At 61.4% G+C, this 1,324-nt stretch carries 1 protein-coding gene; it reads right to left on the reverse strand.

Annotated elements, in window-relative coordinates:
* Positions 1-1,285, reverse strand: a 1,285-nt coding sequence (locus H928_RS25710) for a replication endonuclease (protein WP_306729880.1), incomplete at its 3' end; no start/stop codon positions are given.
* Positions 1,286-1,324: the final 39 nt, after the last annotated feature.

Here is a 1,324-nt window from a genome sequence, read left to right on the forward strand (position 1 = left end):
CGGCCTCGCCATCAGGTGCGGGGGCTGTCATTCGCATTTCGATCAGCTCACCGTCCACCAAGTCGTAATGCTCGGCCAGCGCATGGTGGCCAACAGATTTCGATATGTACTTAGCCACATAGCCCGCAGCACCACCCGACACCATGCGCTTGATGTTGACGCGGTTCTGCTTGGCGCCGGGTTCGTCACCGCCATCGCTCAGCCAGTAGTGCCGAATGGTCTCTTCCAACAGCTCCGCTTGGGCTTCCGTCTCCACCCAGAACAGAGCGTGCCAATGTGGGGTGCCATCGTGGTGGGGCTCTGCAACACGTAGGCCGTAGGGGCGCACGTCTTGGCGGTTCAGGCTTGCGCGGGGTTTTGTCCACTTGTCACGCAGCCACAACTGCGCATCGCGTGGCGTTGCGCCCTTGTAATTCTTATTGCGCACGGGTGTTCCACCGCCCACCGTGATGGGATGGAAGCGGCTGGGGGCCGTCAAGGTGACAAACAAGCCCACATGCGCCCGCTGATCTGCGTACTCTTCGGCACCCCGGATGCGGGTCATCAACTCGCCACCGCGCACCAGCGGGTTGCTGGTGCCCAGCGCCGCCAGTTCCCCCAGGTTGTAGACCTGGCCCGCTTCGTTGGTGAACAGCGTTTGCTGCAGCGTTGCAGCATTGCGCGCCACCTGCTGGCGGCGGCGGGTCATGCCTGCGTTGCTGACATATTTGCCTTCACGCAAATGCACCTGGCCCATGCTGATAAAACCAGCCTCCACCACGCGGGCAACGTGGCTGCGCAAGCGCCGGCGCCACCACTTTGGGTCTTTAGCCCGCTTGATTGCTGGCTCACCTTTGATGGGCTGTTCTTCAGTGATGCCGATCACGCGCGCGATCTTGCGCACCATGTCCACGCGGGCATGCAGCGGAACACCGGCTACAGCGGCCCAGGCGTCCAGCTCATCCACATCAAACACCAGCTTGTTGGCCCAATCGCGGATCTCTTCGTCACTCAAGTTAAAGCGCAGGGCAGCGCCAAACTTGTCTTCAAAGTCGGCCATCGCCTGCATACGATCCCAGGCGCGGAAGCTCTCGGGCGCTTGCTGCAGTTCCCACTTGTCATAAGCGTCAGTGCCGCGCTTTATCAACCGGATGGATTTGTCGGCCTGGCCTTTGGGGTCGTTCTTAGGGGTCAGCTCCACATAGGCATACCGCTTGCGCAATGCGTCCTGCCACTCGACTGGCGCAGATTCAACGATCCGCTCCAGGTGGGAGTCTGCGAGCGCGTGGGTTGGGCGGTTTTGCAACCACTCATGCACGCTATCGCACTTGGGCTCTTGACGGGG

The sequence above is a fragment of the Comamonas sp. B-9 genome (assembly GCF_000410635.1).
GTDB lineage: Bacteria > Pseudomonadota > Gammaproteobacteria > Burkholderiales > Burkholderiaceae_C > Comamonas.